At 73.5% G+C, this 15,840-nt stretch carries 7 protein-coding genes; 3 read left to right on the forward strand and 4 right to left on the reverse strand.

Going from position 1 to position 15,840, the window contains the following annotated elements; translation table 11 throughout:
* Window positions 1-76: 76 nt before the first annotated feature.
* Together ABTZ17_RS05780 and ABTZ17_RS05785 are read right to left on the reverse strand one after the other, a co-directional pair.
* Entirely contained in the window at window positions 77-7,339 is a 7,263-nt protein-coding gene (locus tag ABTZ17_RS05780) for a polymorphic toxin-type HINT domain-containing protein (protein WP_352194239.1), read from the reverse strand.
* Between the two features lie 478 nt (window positions 7,340-7,817).
* Window positions 7,818-9,011, reverse strand: coding sequence for a C40 family peptidase (locus ABTZ17_RS05785; protein WP_352194240.1), 1,194 nt, complete (start codon window positions 9,009-9,011; stop codon window positions 7,818-7,820).
* Between the two features lie 466 nt (window positions 9,012-9,477).
* Here ABTZ17_RS05785 and ABTZ17_RS05790 point away from each other — a divergent pair, with 466 nt between their 5' ends.
* A complete protein-coding gene (locus ABTZ17_RS05790; RefSeq protein ID WP_352194241.1) occupies window positions 9,478-10,371 on the forward strand; it encodes an oxygenase MpaB family protein in 894 nt (297 codons plus the stop codon).
* Window positions 10,372-10,447: 76 nt separating this feature from the next.
* Here the strand turns inward: ABTZ17_RS05790 and ABTZ17_RS05795 are convergent, their stop codons facing one another.
* A complete protein-coding gene (locus ABTZ17_RS05795; RefSeq protein WP_352194242.1) occupies window positions 10,448-11,749 on the reverse strand; it encodes a serine hydrolase domain-containing protein in 1,302 nt (433 codons plus the stop codon).
* Window positions 11,750-12,159: 410 nt separating this feature from the next.
* Between ABTZ17_RS05795 and ABTZ17_RS05800 the strand changes: the two genes are divergently transcribed.
* Window positions 12,160-13,554: a family 43 glycosylhydrolase gene (locus tag ABTZ17_RS05800; RefSeq protein ID WP_352194243.1), complete on the forward strand. Its 1,395-nt coding sequence runs from the start codon at window positions 12,160-12,162 to the stop codon at window positions 13,552-13,554.
* 69 nt (window positions 13,555-13,623) lie between these two features.
* Here ABTZ17_RS05800 and ABTZ17_RS05805 read toward each other — a convergent pair whose 3' ends face one another.
* Entirely contained in the window at window positions 13,624-14,685 is a 1,062-nt protein-coding gene (locus ABTZ17_RS05805) for a helix-turn-helix domain-containing protein (protein ID WP_352194244.1), read from the reverse strand.
* A 486-nt stretch (window positions 14,686-15,171) separates the two neighbouring features.
* Between ABTZ17_RS05805 and ABTZ17_RS05810 the strand changes: the two genes are divergently transcribed.
* Window positions 15,172-15,840 (forward strand): RICIN domain-containing protein (locus ABTZ17_RS05810; protein WP_502994602.1); only part of this gene is annotated, 669 nt, incomplete at its 3' end.

Genomic DNA, 15,840 nt, shown 5'->3' on the forward strand with positions numbered 1-15,840 from the left:
AATCTTTCGAGCCTAGAGAGGCCCGCACGACTCAGATTCCAGAGACGTACGGGCCATCCCACAAGTCAGGCGAGGTTCAGTCGTCCCGGAAAGCAGAATTGAGACCTTGCTTCGCCCACACCACCGTCCGCGTTCCGGAATTCGGAAGATCCGTGACGCCGCCCGCCCTCAGAACATCACAAACATGAGTCATGCAGCTATTGGTCACGAAATCATATTTCGCCCCCTGCGTGCCGATCACGTCCTTCTGAAAATCTCGCGCCGCTTTCGCATTCGGCAGACGGAACGTGAATGACATCGTTCCGGCACGTCCCCGATACTCACGAATTGCCGTTTTCGTCTTCCCGACATTGGGAACGAGTTCGGAATGCGTGATGTCACCTGCGGAATCCATGACCTCCACCGTGAAATGGACGTTGGTTCCTTCCCCTTGGTGACCGTGTACGACGGCGATTCCGTCGTCACCGCCGCACTCCTGATTGTGGACCAGGAGCGGGATCCGGGCCGCCAGGACGTAGTACGTGTGGAGGTTCGTGACCGTCAGGTCGTACGTGACCACCGCGTCGCGGTAGTTGCGGATCGCCGTGATGACGGCCTTCGTGCCCGAGGGGGTACGGAGGGCCTGGCCGGGGGCCAGTTCGCTCGCGTCCGTCCAGCGGGCCGTCGTCGTGTTCCAGAAGGGGTGGTGCCAGGTCGTGGTGAGGGTGGCCGCGGGGGCCGCGCCCTCCTGGACCGTGACGTCCGTGAACTCCTTGTCGTCGGGGGTGACGATCAGCTTCTCGACGGTCTCCGCCCGGGTCGCCCCGGTCTGCGGGTCGGTTGCGAGGACCCGGTCGCCTTCCTTGACCTGCTCGATCGGCTTGGTGGTGCCGTCCGCCAGCTGCACCGCGGTCCCGGCGGGGAAGCTGTGCTTCAGCGGGCAGCTGGTGGGTACGTCCGCGGATTCGGCCGCCTGGTCCGCGGCCTGTTTCTCCGCTTGCATGGCCGCCGCTTCCGCGTCCGCGGCCTCGCTCGCGGTCTTGCGGGTCATCGCGACGGCGTCCTCGGCCTCGCGGGCCGCCCGTTGCGCGACGCGCATCGCGTCGTACGCCTTCTCACCCTCGCGCCACAGCTTGAGGGCACGGATGCCGACCTTGACGGCCTTGAACACCTTCGACCAGGGGACGAAGTTCAGGGCCGTGTTGACGCAGCCCATCACGTCGCCCTTGGTGAAGCAGTCCCGCGCGTCGTTGAAGCCGATCAGGTCGCCGACCACGTCGACGATCTGGCTCATCAGCTCTTCACGCTGCTGCTTCGCCTTGGCCAGGGCCTCGTCGGCGGCCTGCTGCTTCTGCAGGGCGGCGGCCGCGTTCCGGTCCGCCGCGGCCCGGTCGGACGTGGCCTGCTGGGTGGCGGGGGTGCTGCCCTTGGCGGTGGGGGCGGGTCCGCCGCCGCCACCGCCGCCCGAGGGCGGCGCCGGGGCGACCTTGCCGACGCACGGACCACCGTCGTCCATCAGCATGCAGGTGCCGTCGGGGTCGGAACCGTTGATCGGGTTGTTGTTCGCGTAGGCGTAGCCGTTCCAGGACTGCGGGTCGCCCTCCATGAACAGGGGGTCCACCGACAGGAACCGGCCGGTCGCCGGGTCGTACTGGCGGGCGCCGAGCGTGGTGAACCCGGTGCCCTCGATGGAGCCGCCGACGAATCCCTTGCCGCCAGCCCAGACCCCGGGTCCGGGCTGGGCGCCGCGGCCGTTACCGAAGGGGTCGCTGGGGCGCCGCGTGGACAGCAGCGAGTCGGCTTCGAACTGCACGCCGTTCGTGCCGTGCGGGTCGGCCGCCTGGTAGTACAGCTTGCTCGCGCCCGCGACCACGGTCCGGGCCACGGAGAGGCCACCCGGCGCGGGGTAGGTGCGGGTGTCGGTGACCGCGCCGGAGGAGGTCTCCAGCGTGATCTCGTCGGCTCCCAGGAACAGGGTGACCCGGCCCGGGGTCCGGCGGATCAGCTGGCCGCCGCTCGCGTCGTAGACGTAGGAGGTGGCACCGGAGGCGGCGGTGTCCGTGACGGACTCGATCTTGCCCTGGTCGTTCCAGTTCAGCCGCTTGGTGCCGCCGGTGTCGGTGATGGAGGTGGTGTTGCCGGAGGCGTCGTAGGTGTACGTCGCCTGCTTCACCGCCGCGCCCACGGTGGTCTTCGAGGTCTTGAGCGCGTGGGGTCCGCCGGTGCCGCCGCCCGTGGTGGGGTCGGTGGAGGGGGTGTTGCGGCCGGTGCCGAAGGTCTGGTCGACCGTCTGGTCCTTGGCCGTGGCACCGGTCACGTCGTGCCGGACCACCTTGGTCCGGTTGCCGGTGAGGTCGTACGCGTAGGACTGCCAGTACGGGGCCGGTCCGCCGACCCGCGCCCCGGCGTTCACCGCCGTCGGCTCGGTCGGGTCGGTGCACCCGCCGATGCCGCCCACGGAGGGGGCGGGCGCGGTACTGGTGCCGCCCTTGTCGGTCCAGGCCGAGGTCAGGCGCCCCAGGTAGTCGTAACGGAAGCACTGCAGGTCGACCGCGGTGCCGTCCTGGACGTCCTTGACGGAAGTGAGCGAGCCCGCCTTGTCGTAGGTGTAGGAGGTCAGGCCGACGTGCGTGGCCTCGGCGGTCTGCTTGTCGAGGGTGGACTGCACGACCCGGCCGGTGCCGGCGTCGTACAGCTGGGTGGAGACGACCTGCTTGCCCCAGGGGCCGACCGTGGTGCGGGTCGGGCGCCCGAAGGCGTCGTACCGGACGTCCGAGACCAGGTCGTACTCACCGCTGGAGGTGAGGAAGTTGCCGTCGACGTCGTAGGAGTTGGTGATCTTCTCCGGGTCCAGCCCGGCCACGGAGGGCAGGGTGGTCGTCTTCGGCAGGCCCAGGACGGCCGTGTAGGTGATCTTGGAGGTGTAGGTGCCCGCGAGCTCCTGCTCCACGGACGGGATGGTCACCGCGGCGCCGGTGGGGCGGTAGCCCTTGTCGTAGCCGGTGACCGCGGAGCGGTACGCGGCGCCGCCGGAGTAGCGGGTCGAGGAGTCGGGCTTGCCCTTCTTCAGCCCGTCGTAGCTCCATTCGAGGATCTTCTTGGCCGGGTCGGTGGTGGAGGTGCCGGTGTACGCGGCGGTCTTCCGGCCGAGGAGGTCGTAGGTGAAGCTCGTCGACTTCCCCCGGGCGTCGGTGGCCGTGGTGACCCGGCCGCCCGCGTCGTAGGAGGTGGTGGTGTCACCGGCGTCCGGGTCGGAGTTGCCGGTCTGCTGTCCGAGCAGGTCGTAGCCGTACCGCCACTCGTTGCCGGAGGAGTCCTTGCGCAGGGTGGCGCGACCGGAGGTGTCGTACGCGTACCAGGTGGAGTCGTACGCGCCCTCGGGCGTCCCCGACTTGTACTGGCGGACCTCGGTGGTCGCCCCCCGCGCGTCCGTGATCGTGGTCGTGGCGTAGCCGCCCTGCGGCGGGGTCACGTCGATCCGGTCCGCGCCGCGGTAGGCGGTCGTGGTGCGCCACTGCTCCTGACCGTAGGAGACGGCCTTGGAGACGGTGACCCGGCCCAGGGCGTCGTACTCGTTCCAGCTCTGCGCCGGGATCTGCGCGTCCTGCGGGGTGAAGACGACGGCGGTCGGCCCGGAGTCGTCGTTGAAGTACGACGGGGTGGACTGGACCTGGCGGCCCTGGCTGTCGAGGACCGCGTCGGAGATCAGTCGGCCGACGGAGCCGTAGGAGGGCATCGACTGGGTCTGGCGGACCCGGCCGAAGCCGTCGTGGATCTGGATGCTCCGGGCGTAGCTGCCGTCCTCGCGCAGGCTCTCGCTGGTGATGACGGCGGGGCCCGCGGCGCCGTTCAGGGCGTACGTGAACTTGCGGTTCGGGCTCTGGGTGGCCCGGTCCCGGCCGTTCTGCCAGACCTCTGTGAGGCGACCGAGGGCGTCGTAGGACTCGTCGGTGGCGTGGCCGTTCTCGTCCACGGCCCGGGTGGGCCGGGCGCGGCCCGGGTCCAGGGTGGTGACGGACTTCCAGCCCATCGGGTTGGTGACCTCGACGGCGGTCGGCAGGGCCCCTTCGGCGGGGACGTACGCGGTGACCGTCCGGGCGCCGCCGGGGTGGGTGGCGTCGGTGCTGTTGGGGTCGGTGGTCGCGGTCTGGCGGCCGTACTTGTCGAACTCGGCAGTGACCGTGGTGCGGTAGCGCGGCGAGCCGTCGGTCTCGTAGGCGGCGAGGACGCGGGAGGAGGTCTGCAGGGCCCGGGTTCCGACGGTGCCGAGCGGCTGTCCGTCGTACAGGGTCTGCGTGTCGGCGATGGTGTTGGACTTGACCGGGGTCTGTCCGCAGGCTCCGGCCAGGGTGAGGACCCGGTAGGGGAACTCCATCAGGTGGGAGTCGGCGCCGGTGGCGTAGGAGGTGCTGGTGCACTGGCGCTGTTCGGGCCGGGTGACGTCACCGAGCACGTCGACGGTGAGGACGCGGCCGGCGTGGGCCTGGTCGTAGGTGACGTCCCGTTGGGTGGTCCGCCACTCGCCGTTCGCCAGTCGGGCCCGTTCCTTGACCTGGGCCGTGTTCACGTACCGCGCGTGGATCTTGGGCAGGCCGCCGGGCGGTGTGTAGGTGGCGGTGGGGTCGGAGCGCCAGGGGGTGGACAGCTCGCCGCTGACGACCTGCGCTCCGGGGGCCTCGGATTCGAAGGTCCGGGACTCGCGGACGAAGCCGGCGAACTCCTCCTCGTCGGTGATGGTGCCGCCCCAGGTGTCGGCCACCTGGCCGCCCATGCCGCGGAGGAAGGTGGCGACGGACTTGCTGCGGGGGCCGTCGGCGCCGTTGCCGCCGAGGGTGGTGACGGTCTGGTAGCCGCGGAAGTTGTCCCAGGTGCGCGTCTTGTCGTCGGCGAACTCGGAGTCGTTGCGGTGCCAGGCGGCGCCGCCGCCGTACTCGTACCGGGTGGTCTGCGCGGCTCCGGAGGTGACCTGGGACTCGCGGGTGATGGAGGAGACCAGGTACTTGTGGAACCAGTCGTCCACGGGGGCGGCGTCGGGCGGTGAGCCCGGGGTCACCCACTTGACGGGTTGGCAGGCCATGGTGTTGGACTGTGGCGAGGTCGGCATCCTGCCGTTGACCCGCGAGCACTCCACCGGGTGGTAGCCGATGGAGACGCGGCCGCCGGTCTCGGTGGTGATCTCCGACATCCGGGGTCGGTTGAACTGCGGTGCGGCCGGGACGAGCCCGTCGACGCGGTTGGGCTTCTGGGCGGCGGTGAACTTCACCGCCGGCAGCGTGACGGGGTTCTGGCCGTTGGAGCCGGTGCGGCGGATGGACTCCAGCCACAGGGTGGGGCTGTTCGTGCCGTCCTGCGGGTCGGAGAAGACCTGGTTGAGGGCCCAGCTGTCGACGGTCCGGTAGGAGCCGCCGGTCAGGATCCGGGTCTCCACCTTGGTGAGGCGCTTGGAAGTCCAGAAGGTGGGGCCGTAGACCGCGCAGGTGCCGGTGGCCCCGCAGGCCTGGTCGAGCGGGGTGTCGGGCCAGTACGCCTGGTTGGCGAGGGTCCGCCGGTTCGGCGCGCAGTCGAACTGTGCGGTGGGGATGCAGCGTTCGGAGGTGGTGAACTCCATCTGCACGGCCGGGTTCAGGGCCCCCTTGGCGGCCGTCTGCTCCGGCAGCCGCTGCCCGTAGCCGATCTTCTTGAGGCTGGAGTAGCGGGTGTACGCGGTGAGGGAGCCGTTGCCGTTGTTCTGGCCGCCGCCTCGGGCGTAGTGGTTGCCCTCGCGTTCGTACGTGTAGGTGATCAGGTTGCCGTGGAGGTCGACGATGTAGTCGAGGTTCCACTGCCAGGCCATCTGGCACCAGGACGCCTTGCCCGCGCCCGCCGACCAGCACGGGTCGCCGGCCTTCGGGTGGTAGACCGGGGCGGTGTTGACGGACTCGGAGGCGGGGTCGGTGCCGTCGCCGCCGGGGAGGCGGCCGGCACCGAAGTAGTACTGCGTGCCGTCGGTGGTGGTGACCTTGAAGCCCTCACCGTTCCAGGCGCCGTTGGGCAGGCCGGTGAGCGGGGTGATCTTGGTGCCGTCGTCGCCCTGGAGGCGCAGGGTCCCGGTGGTGTCGTCCTTGACCAGTTGGCCGGAGTGACCGGCGAGGCTCAGGCCGAGGGACTGGCCCGCCCAGCACTGGTCGCCGGACATGTCGATGCCGCCGCTGAGGCAGGGCTTGTAGGTACGGGTGATGGAGCCGGGGTGGTAGTTCCAGCCGTCACCGATCCAGGAGGACTGGGAGTTGTTGGCCGAGGTCATCCCGTCGACGCCGGAGGAGTCGTAGCCGAGCTGGACTCCGGGGGCGGCGCCGCCCAGCGAGGTCGGCAGGTCGAAGGTGTAGCCGTAGGTGAAGTTGCCCGCGTTGGAGCCGGCGCTCCAGGACATCGAGGGCGACAGCGGGGAGGCCGCGAAGTTGCCGCCGGAGCCCGCGGGGGCCGGTTCGGCGGCCAGCACCGTGGCGGGGGCGGAGACCAGGGCCGGGGCGGCCGCGGCCGAGCCGGCGGCGCGGGCCTTCGGCGCGGGTCCCGTCGTGGCGGGCAGGGTCACTTCGGCCGTCAGTCGGCCGGAGCGGGCGTCGAGGACGGAGGCCACGGGGGTCCGCTCACGGCACTCGGGCCGGCCGGGCGTGGTGAGGGCGCAGGCGGGCAGCCGGACCAGGCGGGCCCGGTCGCTCCAGGCTCCGGTGCCCTGGAGGGCGGCCACGTCCAGCGACACCTTCAGCTGCCGGCCCCCGGTGGTGCCGGCGGCCGGATCGGTGAGGCTGATCAGCGGGCTCGCGGCTCCGGCGGCCCGGGAGGCGGCGGGGGTGTGGACCTCGACGCGGACCTCGGCGGGCGCCGAGCCGGATCCGGCGGCCGCTGCCCCGGTGGCCGCCTTGGAACCGCCCTGGGAACCGGGCTTCGAAACGGACTTGGTGCCGGAATCGGCTCGGGTCGGTCCGGGGGTCCCGAGGTCGGTCAGGGTGACGGGCAGTCCGCCCGCCGGTAGGGCGCCTCCTTCATCGGTGCCGGTCCCCGCGGCGGAGCTCCGCCCGGTGGACCCGGCGGACTTCCTTCCCCCCGCACCGGCGGCCGGAACGCCCGGGAGGGCGACCGTGGCCGAGCCGGTCTTCAGTGCCCGCCGCGGTGCGGGCTTCCAGATCTTCTCGACGCCGCCGGGTCGGCGCGGCGCGGTCGCGACTCCACGGGCCGCTCCCGGCTTCGCCTCGACGGACCGCGTCGTGTGGAGCGCCGTCTTCGGCGGGGTCCACACCTTGCGGGGCGGCTTGGGCGCCGCTCCCGCTTCGGGGACCGCCACCATCGAGAACAGGACGGCGAGCAACGCCAGCAGCGTCACCCACTGTGAGCTTCCTCGGTGTCTGGACCACACCGAGGAATGGGCATACCACGCCCTCATTCGAACCCCCCAGCCCTTTCAGGGCATCACAAAGAGACGCCCGGGCCGTCGAGGCCCGGGCGCCGCCGCTGCTTGATCGCGCACGGTGATCCGCACCCTAGGGAAACGCGCCACCGGGACACCATGCGCTACCAGCCGATTTGACGCTCCCTTTACTCAGGGCGAAGTGCCCTATGGGGGAAGTGAGTTGATTTGCCGTCGACTCCCCAAACGGAGTCGTTCGTACCGGCCCGGCCGGAGGCGGGACCCGGCCGGCCGGGAACCGTGGAGAGGGCTCGGTGGACCGGCTCGGTCGGAGCGGTGGCGGCGCACCGCAGCCCCGCCCGACAGCCCGGGTCACCCAGCGTGAGGAGCGAGACGCCGGTGGGGGCGGGGCGCCGACGGGGATGGGGATTCGGGGCCGGGCTCAGGGTCAGGGTCAGGGGAGGAAGCGGGTGGCGCCCTGGTAGGTGCGGTGGGTGGTGAGGATCGGCTCCTCCTGGGTGCGGAGGCCGGTGCCGGGGGCGTCGATCATCAGGGGGCGGCCGTTCTTCGTGCCCGTGTAGAGGCCGACGTGCGTGATGCGGTCGGGGTCCTCGCCGAAGGCGACGACGTCGCCGGGGCGGAGGGCGGCCAGGTCCTCCGGCTCGATGCGGGTGCCCTTCGCGGAACCGGCCGGGGCGGCGCCCCCGCCGGCGTCGAACTGCGGCTGGGCGTCCCGGGGGACCGTCACGCCCAGCGCCGCGTACACCTGGCTGGTCAGCCCCGAGCAGTCCTGCCCGAAACCGGAGGCGCCCGACCACAGGTAGTACAGGCCCAGGAACTTGCGCGCTTCGGTGAGGACGGCGGCGCCCGTGGGGCGGGCGGGGAGCGCGGCGAGGTCTCCGGAGCGCAGGTAGAGGGCGGTGCCGTCGTGGGCGGTGGCCCGTTCCACTCCCTTGGTCCCGCTCGGGCGCACGGGGAAGACCGTGCCGTACGAGTACTCCGTGGCGCGCCCGGTGGTGGCGGCCGCGGCGGCGCCGGCCGCGGTGGTCCAGGCCCAGGCGGTCCGGGTGGTGACGTGCCGGGGCGCGGCGTCGGCCGGGGGCCGGGGTCGGGTCGAGGTGAGCTGCCGGTCGGGGATCCAGCCCGGGTAGGCGCCGCCGGGGTCCTTCGGCGTGGGCTGGCCGTGCACCCGGACCCGGTCCCAGAGCAAGCCGTCCGCGTCCCGACGGGTGGCCTCGACGGTGACGGGCGTGCCGTACAGGGCCTGGGTCTCGCCGGGCACCGTACGGCGGGCCTCGCCGTCCGGGCCCAGGGCGGCGAGCCACCCCCTGAGGTCGGCGGGGTGGCGGAGGGCGGGGGCGTCCACCTCGCGCACCAGGTCCGGGCTGGTCCACACCTGGGCCACGGACACGTCGACCCAGCAGCTGCGGGCGCCGGCGCAGGCTCGGGCGGGGCCCGGTACCGGGGCGGGAGTGAGGCCGGGGGCGGAGTCGGGGGCGGGGAGGGAGTCGGGCGCGCGAACGAGGGCGGGGGCAACGGCGGCGGGGGCCGGGTCGGGGGTGGTGGCGGCCGAGGGAGTGAGGGCGGCCAGGGCGGTCGTGAGGGCGACGGCGAGGGCGGCCAGGGGTGTGGTCGGGTTCGGTGCCATGTCACACATGCTGGTGCGCGGTGCCGTGGAGGCGCGCCCGAAGGGTGCCGTCGTACTCCTTTCGGGGCGCGGCTGCCCCGGACGGCGGTTCGAGGGCACCCCTGCCCCGCGGGGAGGGTGGGTGCGTGAGTGCATGGTCGCGGGGGCCTGTGGGAGCAGCGGGTTCCGCGCGACACTGGAGGGAGCGGGGCGGGGACGGACCGGCACCGCCCGGGCGTGCGCGCGGGCGGGAACGGGAGTGGTCGACGGGCCCGCTCCGTGGGCAGCATCCCCCGTGCGGAAGCCGGTGGGCCGCAGGGGTCGTGGGCTCGTCGGGGCATGGCTCGCCGGGGCAAGAGCTCGTCGGCCCGCGAGCCCTCACGCCCGTGAGACGGCCGCGGAAACGGCCCCGGAAACGGTCGCGGTACGGCATCCGCGGGGACGGAACGGACCGAAGTAGAGGACGAACCGGAGAAGAGGGGGCGCGATGCGGGTGCGGGCGCGGGACGGCGCAGGGGTGCGCGAGCGGGCACGGGCGGCACTGTTCAGTCGGGTGGCGGGCCCGGAGGGGCCGCAGAACCGGGTGCGGATCCACCAGACGCCCGGTCCGCGCTGGTTCGCCCCGGGCGAGCCGATCCAGCGGGTCCACGGGGACGCCTCCATGTTCGCGGGCGGGCTGAGCGCGCTGCTGCTGCAGTCCCTGCATCCGCTGGCGATGGCCGCGGTGGAGGCGCATTCCGGGTACCGCGGGGACCCCTGGGGGCGGCTCCAGCGGACCAGTACCTTCCTGGCGTACACCACCTACGGGACGGTCGAGGACGCGCAGCGGGCGGTGGACACCGTCCGGGCCGTGCACGCGCGGGTGCGCGGCCGGACCGCCGAGGGGGTGCCGTACCGCGCCGACGACCCGCACCTGTTGGAGTGGGTGCACGTGGCGGAGGTGGACAGTTTCCTCCGCTCCCACCAGCGGTTCGGGGCGCGGCCGCTGGACGGGCCGGGGCGGGACGCGTACGTGGCCGCCGCGGCGCGGGTGGCGCGGGCCCTCGGCGTTCCGGACCCGCCGGTGACGGAGGCCGGGCTCGCGGCCCGCTTGGAGGCGTACCGGCCGGAGCTGCGCGGCACCCCGGAGGCGCGGGCCGCGGCGCGGTTCCTGCTGCGGCACCCGCCGCTGCCCTGGCCGGCGCGGCTTCCGTACGGGCTGCTGTCGGCGGCGGCGGTGGGTCTGCTGCCACCGTGGGCCCGGGAGCCGTTGGGGCTGCCGCTGCTGCCGCGGGCGGAGCGGTTGCTGTTCCGGCCCGCGGGCACCGCCGTGACCCGGGCGCTGCGCTGGGCGGTCGAGCCCCCGCCGCCCTCGGGGACGCGGACGGCGGCGGGGCACTGAACCGCCCCCCGGGGTTCGCGGGGCGGTTTCCGGGGGCGGGCCGGGCCGTGTGACGACCCGGCCCGGCCCGGGCCGGTCAGCCGAAGTCGGGGATCGGGTGGTCGGGGGTGAGGGCGGCGGCGATCCGCTGGGCGATCACGTGGGCGGAGTGTCCGTCCACGGCGGCCGGTCCCTCCGTGGTCGACACGGCGATGCTGATCCGCTCGGACGGCAGGTAGGCCATCGAGGCCGAGTAGCCGAAGAACAGCGGGTGCTGGGAGATCCAGTCGCCGAGGACGAGGACGCCCATCCCGTAGTGGGTCTTCTCCGTCTGCGCGATGCAGACGGTGGCGGGGCAGTCCGCGGTCGGGGTGCCCAGGCCGACGGTGCCCGGGTCGGTGAACTCCCGGTATGCGGGCTCCGAGAGCAGTTCACCGGAGCCGATCGCGGAGGCGGAGCGCTCCAGGTCGCAGATGTCGGTGGTCTGCACGGCGCCGGGGGCGGTGGTCCAGGAGGGGTTCCAGAAGGTGGACTCCTCGTAGGGGCCGCGGTCCGCGCTGAAGGCGTGCAGGACCGGCGTCGGGATGTCGGGGGTGGAGGAGTTGCGGGTCTCGCGGAGCCCGAGCGGCCCCATGACCTCGCGCTGGAGCAGGCGGTCCAGGCGGAGGCCGGAGATCTTCTCCAGGGCGGCGCCGAGGAGCACGAAGTTGGCGTGCGAGTAGTTCCAGTTGGTGCCCGGTGCGTAGAGGCGGTCCTCGGAGGTGGAGATCTCGACGAGTTCGTCCGCCGTCCACTGTCGGAACGGGTCCGCGCCGACGGCCGCCTGGAAGGCCGGCTGCCGCACGTAGTCCACAAGGCCCGTGGTGGAGGAACCGAGCATGCGGAGGGTGATGCGGTCGGCGTCGGGGAGGTCGGGCAGCCAGCGGGAGACGGGCTCGTCGAGGTCGGCCTTGCCCTGGTCCACCAGGCGCAGCAGGGCGGTGCCCATGTAGCTGATGGCGATGTTGCCGTTGCGGAAGTGCATGTCGGGGCGGGCGGGGACGCCGGTCATCGATGCGCCGAGGGCGGAGGTGACGACCTCGCGGCCGTCGACGCTGACGCGCAGGATCACCGACTTGAGGTCCATCTCCGTCTTGGCCCGCTGCGCGATGCGCAACACGTCGAGGGCGGGGCCTCGGTGCGGGGGCCGCGAGCTGACGCAGGCGTGACGGCGCCCGTCCCCGGCGCCGTTCTCCCGCACACCGGACGGACCACCGGGGTCGGGGGCCGCGGTGACCGGGGCTCCGAGGGTGCCGAGGAGGAGGGCCGTGGCGGCGGTGGCGACCGCGGTGGCCGTGGCCAGGCGCCGGAGCGGGGTCCGGCGCGTGCGAAGGGGACCGACCGGGCGGAGGGGGCTCATGGCGGGAGTATCGACAGCGGCCGGTCGGAAGGCCGGTGCCCGCCGGACGACCCGCGAGAACGTCACCCGTCCGACGCCACGGGAGGCCGGCGGGCGGCGGCGGAGCGGCCGGGAGACGAAGGGGCGGGACAGCGGAATGCGGGACGGCGGAGGGCGGGACGGCGGAGGGGGCGGGACGGCGGGGCCGCGCCCTCGCGTGTGAGGGCACGAACCCGCGGGCGGGCCGCAACCAGGGCGGGGCGCGGGCGTTGGTCCGGGGGGGTGGGGCGGTTCGCGGGTGTCGCCACTGTGCCGGCGGCCTCCGTGGCCGGTGGTCTCGGCGCAGCGGTGTCCCGAGGCCGCGTGCCCCTCTCACCCTGTCGTCCCTGTCGTCCCCCGTTCCATCCCTGCCGGTACCGAGGAGTTGGCCCGTGTTGCCCGAAGTCGTACGTCGTACCGGGAGGCGGGCCGCGTGCGCGGCCGTCCTGGCGGTGGCCCTGGGCCTGCCCGCCCTCGCCTCCGCCGCCTCCCTCGGTCCCGGTCTCCGGTCCGGCCCCGTCCCCGGCCCCGTCCCCGTCCTGGACCGGGACTTCGCCGATCCGGACGTGCTGCGGGTCGGCGACACCTATCACGCGTACGCCACCAACGGGGCGGGCGCGCACGTGCAGCGGGCCACCTCCACGGACCTCGTGCACTGGACACCGGCCGCCGCCGATCCGCTGCCGCGGCTCGGCGATTGGGCGGAACCGGAGCGGACCCTCGTGTGGGCGCCGGAGGTGTTCGACCACGGCGACGGCTACACCCTCCTCTACACCGCCCGTGACCGGGCTTCCGGCCGTCAGTGCGTGGGCGCCGCGCTGGCCGCCGGGCCGGAGGGGCCGTTCCGCCCGGTGGCGGGCGGGCCGCTGGTCTGTCCGGCCGCGGAGGGCGGGGCGATCGACGCCGCGAGCCACACCGAGGACGGCCGTCGGTACGTGCTGTGGAAGAACGACGGCAACTGCTGCGGGCTTCCCGCCCGGATCCACCTCCAGCCCGTCTCCTGGGACGGCGCCCGGACGGCCGGCCCGTCCGTGCCGCTGGTCGGCCGGGACCTCGACTGGGAGGGGGAGTTGGTGGAGGCGCCCACACTGGTGCGGCGGGAGGACCGGTACCACCTCTTCTACTCGGCGGACTCCTACACGGACGAGCGGTACAAGACCGGGTACGCGGTGGCCTCCGCGCTGACCGGCCCCTACGTGAAGGGCACCGAGCCCCTGATGTCCACCGACTCCTTCGGCGGGACGGTCCGCGGTCCCGGCGGACAGGACGTGGTGACGGGCCCGGACGGACGGGACCGGATCCTCTTCCACGGCTGGAGCCCGGACGGGTCCCGGCGGCGCGTGCTGTACGCGGCCGACCTCGGCTTCGCGGGCGGTCGCCCGGTGGTGCGCGGCAGCCGGTCCGGGTACGAGGCCGAGCGGGCCGACGTACGGAACGCTCGGGTCCGCGAGACGGCCGGAGCCTCCGGGGGCCGGGCCGTGGGCTGGATCGACCACGCGGACAGCTCCGTGGAGTTCGCGGTGTTCGCGGCCTCGTCCGGTCCCCACGTGCTGTCCGTCCGTTACGGCAACGGCTCGCTGGACGCGAACGGGCAACCCGTACCGGCCTCCCACGGGCTGTCCGTCAACGGGCGGGCCGCGGCGGGCGGTCGGATCGCCTACCCGTACACCGGATGGGACCGCTGGCGCTCGGTGACCGTGACGGTGGAACTGACGGCCGGCCGGAACACGGTCGCCCTGACCAAGGACGCGTACTACGCGGAGCTGGACCGGGTGGACGTGGCCTGAGGGTGGTCGGTGGTCGGTGGTCGGTGCGAGCGGGAGTTCCGGGGCTCGGGCCTTGCGTGGGTGGCGCGGTCAGCCCCAGCGCTGGCGGGCGGAACCGTCGCAGGTGACGGCGCGGAGCCCGGCGGGTCCGTCGTCCAGACAGGTACCGGACGGGCGGTGGCGGACCTCGGCGGACGCGTCGGGCAGGGTCGTCACCACCCAGCGCTGGCCGGCCGCCGTGTCGGAGCAGGCGACGCCGCGGAGGCCGGCCGGACCGGTCTCCAGACAGGCGCCGGTGGCGTGGTTGCGCAACCGGCTGCTCACCGCCACGGTGCTCGCACCCGGGCCTCCGCGGGCTCCCATGGCCGTGCCGGCTCCGGCGCTTCCAGCGGCTTCGGGGAAGGGCCGTACCGACCACTTCTGGTAGCTCATGCCGTTGGGCGCGTAGCTGCGCAGGCCCTGATCGAGGCTGTGGTCGAGGCAGTTGCCGGTGACCCGGTTGACGAAGATGCGGTCCTGCGGGGCCGCGGGGGCGGAGCCCGAGCCGCCGCCCGCCGGGGTGCCGGGCCGTGCGGCCGTCGTGGGAGTGCGCGTCGGGTCGGAGGAGCCGCCGGCCCGGACCGAGGTCGAGGCCGTGGGCCAGAGCCCGACGAGGGCGAGTGCCAGGGCGCAGAGCAGTCCGGCGCAGACACCGCCCGCGGCCCATGCCCAGGGTCGGCCACGGGCGGGCGGGAAGCCGACCAGGCGGCGTGCGGCGCTCCGGGCACGCAGGAGCCACAGGGGCGGCGTGGCCACGGAAGCGGGATCCTTCACCTGCTGGTGCCGGGGAGGGTGCGGTTCCCGCGACCGGCCCGTAGCGACGGGCTCCGGCCCCTCCACCGACCCCGGACCCGGCCCGAGCTCCGGCTCCGGCTCCGGGAGCACCGCCGCCCCGGTGCGCGGTTGTTGGCGGTCCGCCGCCTCCCAGAGCGCCCGGTACTCGGCGGGGTCCGCGCCCAGCGCCCGGCACAGGTCGCGGACGGTGGCCCAGGGCGGGACGGTGCTGCCGCGCAGGTAGCGCGAGAGCGAGGAGTCGCTGATCATCACCTCGGTCTCCAGCGAGCGAAGCGTGCGGCCGGAGCGCTGCTGGAGCGCCCGGAGCGCATCGCCCAACCGCCGCGCCGCTGAACCGGCCTGACCGGCCTGACCGCTGTGACCGGTCCGACCTGACTGACCGAACCGGCCGGTGTGGCCGCCTCGGCCGGTGCGACCGTCCTGACCGCCGTGGGTGTCGGGGCCCGTCATGGCCGTCGTCCCCCTTCCGGCCGCCGCAGGCGTCCCGGCCGGCCGTCCCGTGTCCCGGGACGGTCCTGTCCCGGCAGGTCAGAACCTTAGGGATCCCGACGTCGCTGAAGCAAACGGGACGGCGTTGCGGCCGCCTCCGGGCGCCGCGCAGACTCCTTCCCGTCGGGTCCGGCGGATCTGCGACAACCACCCTTCCCCCTGGGGCAGTAGGAGTGCGACCAGGGTCGGGACGACCGCCGGACGACGCCCCGTCCACCACGCGCCCCGGAACCGATCCGGACGTGCCCGATGGATGCGAATGCACATGCGACGGACGCGTGCCCGCCTCTGTCGACCCTCACGAAGGAGAAGCACATGAACACCCACCCCCGCACCGCCTCCCCCTCCCCCACCTCCTCCGCGACCGCGGCCCCGGACCCGCTCGCCCCCTCGGGCGGTGCCGCGCGGACCGGCGGGCGACGACTTCGGGCGGCGGCCCTCGCGGGTCTGCTGTTCGCCTCGGCGCTCACCACCGCGACGGTGACGGGCGGGACGGCCGCCGTGGCCGCCCCGGCCCCCGCGGACTCGGTGCAGACCTTCCGCAACAACGCGACCACCGGCTGCCTGGACGACAGTGGGCAGTACGGGATCCGTACCACCACCTGCTACGGCAACGACCACCAGAAGTGGAACGTGCACCAGTGGGCCGACGGCACCCGCGAGCTGCGGAACATCAAGACGAACGGGTGCCTGACCGACGCCCCGGCCGGCACCGTCAGCATGTACGCCTGTGACAAGGCCAAGGACCAGAGCTGGTTCGTGCACCGGTACCCGGACGGGTCGGTGGAGCTGAAGAACCAGAAGACCGGGCTGTGCCTGGACGACAGCCCGAACCACCACCTGCGCACCTTCCCGTGCGGGACCCACGCGCAGAAGAGCCCGTACCAGACCGCGGCCGTCCTGCCAGAGCTCCCCGGCCGTCTTGCGGTCGCCCAGCTGCTGTGCGCGCCGGATCCGGAGCGCCCTCAGGCACAGGGCGGGCAG

Origin of the sequence: Streptomyces sp. NPDC097619, from assembly GCF_040302735.1 — a bacterium.
In the GTDB taxonomy this organism is placed as follows: Bacteria; Actinomycetota; Actinomycetes; order Streptomycetales; family Streptomycetaceae; genus Streptomyces.